This window comes from uncultured Nitrosomonas sp. (assembly GCF_902826915.1).
Taxonomy (GTDB): Bacteria; Pseudomonadota; Gammaproteobacteria; order Burkholderiales; family Nitrosomonadaceae; genus Nitrosomonas.
Genome location: NZ_CADEGP010000131.1, coordinates 1 through 2,076, shown reverse-complemented (window position 1 = coordinate 2,076; position 2,076 = coordinate 1). Strand labels below are relative to the sequence as shown.

At 43.1% G+C, this 2,076-nt stretch carries 2 protein-coding genes and 1 pseudogene; all 3 read left to right on the top strand.

Translation table 11 applies throughout. The features are described 5' to 3' along the window. Window positions 1-177: 177 nt before the first annotated feature. Entirely contained in the window at window positions 178-1,071 is an 894-nt protein-coding gene (locus tag QZV86_RS13695) for a pirin family protein (protein WP_295629285.1), read from the top strand. A 106-nt stretch (window positions 1,072-1,177) separates the two neighbouring features. Continuing rightward, a complete protein-coding gene (locus QZV86_RS13690) occupies window positions 1,178-1,528 on the top strand; it encodes a SnoaL-like domain-containing protein (protein WP_295629283.1) in 351 nt (116 codons plus the stop codon). Window positions 1,529-1,640: 112 nt separating this feature from the next. Continuing rightward, window positions 1,641-1,892, top strand: a pseudogene (locus QZV86_RS13685) (hydrolase); the annotation flags it as partial. Window positions 1,893-2,076 lie beyond the last annotated feature (184 nt).

The following is a 2,076-nucleotide window of genomic DNA, read 5'->3' as shown; positions in this document are numbered from 1 at the left end:
GATCAAAAACAGCAGGTCGCTTGATTCTCATACACCAGATTTGACTATAGCTCTTACGTACCTTTGTTGGAATTTGCCCATTTCCGAGCACAAATTTCATAGAATCCCTGATTCCAAATAGTTATGTAAATGTGTAGTCTTAGCTTATGGCCTTAAAATTAAAGGAGGAAATAGTCAATGTTCACAACCAAATCCGAATCATCAGTCAAGAAGCTCCAGCATATTCTGCGTAATAATAGCCAGCATTGGGTTGGGGACGGCTTTCCTGTTCGCTCCCTGTTTAGTTATCCGAAGTTTGGAGCATCCATTAGCCCTTTTTTGCTATTTGATTATGCAGGTCCGATTGAGTTTCCGCCGACAACCCAACGTTTGGGTGTCGGTGAACATCCCCATCGTGGTTTTGAAACAGTGACCATTGTTTATAGTGGCGAAGTGGAACATCGCGACAGCTCTGGCGGAGGCGGAAAGATAGGCCCTGGGGATGTGCAGTGGATGACCGCTGCTTCTGGTATTGTTCATGAAGAATTTCATGGTAGGGATTTTGCGCAGCGAGGCGGATTATTTGAAATGGTGCAACTATGGGTTAATTTGCCGGCCAAAGATAAAATGTCACCGCCACGCTATCAGAACATTTTAAATGACCAGATTCCTGTCGCGAAACTCCCTGGTGATCAGGGAAAGGTACGCGTCATTGCAGGTGAATTCGATGGGTTGAGGGGACCAGCTCAGACGTTTACACCGATTCATATCTGGGATATACGTTTGTCTCGCCAACAAACGATTGATCTTACTGTCCCCGAAGGCTACAACACGATTTTGGCAGTATTGAAAGGCTCTGTGCAGATTAATCATTCAGAAACGATTGGTGCAGCAGAAGTCGCCATATTTGATCCGGTAGGCGATCACATTGGTATCAACACCACACAAGACACAACGTTACTGTTATTGAGTGGTGAACCAATAGAAGAATCGATTGTTGGTAGTGGCCCGTTTGTCATGAATACAGAAGATGAAATCCGCCAAGCTAAGGCCGATTATCAAAGCGGAAAAATGGGGCATTTGCCATCTTGAGGATTTGCGCGTTAAATTAGCTATCAGAGAGGTATATGCCAATTGGCGAAAAGATCCGAGGTTGGAGCTGCACCGCAACAAAATATAACTAAAACAGGAGGAATCAATGACTTTGGAAGATAAACTTATCGACTTAAACAATATGATACTGAAAGGCGAGATTTTGCAATCCATGGATAAATACTATCACCCCGATTGCGTTGTGATTGAAAAAAATGATGTGGTAGCAAAAGGATTACAACAAGCCAAAGATCGGGAGTCATCAGTATTTGAAGGCGTTGAAGCATGGCTCAAATCAGAGATTAAATCGACTGCTGTGGGTGAAAACGTGACGATGACCGAGTGGCACTTCGAATATAAACATAAAGAGTATGGCCACAAAAACTTTGATCAGGTTGCCGTTCAGCATTGGAAAGATGGAAAGATCATGAGTGACCGATTCTACGCACTATATTAAGCAATAGCTTCGCATAAAAATTTCACTTCATTTCTGGTCTTTCTAATGATTACAAGAGGTATATAAATGGATAAATCTTTTAAATATAACGACTCTCTAAGAATGATGCAGTTCTGCTGTTGGAGAAGGGTTTGAGGTTTTCGTAGTCACTGATGCTTCTGGCACCTTTAATGGAGTGACCCGTGATGCTGCCTGGGCGAGAATGCAGTCTGCCGGTGTGCAGTTGATGAGCTGATTTGGCGTGGCTTGCGAGCTACATCGTGACTGGCGCAACGATGCCGAAGGTTTGGGCGCTTTGTTCTCCAATTATCTTCCGAACTACCGGAATTTAATGACGAGTTATTTTGCAGTGAGCAAAGAATAGAGCATTATAAGGTGCTGAAACGAGAGTTCTACTTCATCCGCAATTGGAAATTTGCGCCACAGCAGTAAACTTTTCGGCAGATAAAGTATGATTAATCAAGCATAAGCAGCCTGATGAGAGCACTATTAACTAGAGCTTACTCAGAAATTCAGCAATCAGATATGCACTGCTAAATAAGAATCCC

What these genes read in the sequence shown, in the direction of transcription:
- QZV86_RS13695 (WP_295629285.1), top strand. Translation starts at nt 178, where the DNA reads ATGTTCACAACCAAATCCGAATCATCAGTCAAGAAGCTCCAGCATATT.
- QZV86_RS13690 (WP_295629283.1), top strand. Translation starts at nt 1,178, where the DNA reads ATGACTTTGGAAGATAAACTTATCGACTTAAACAATATGATACTGAAA.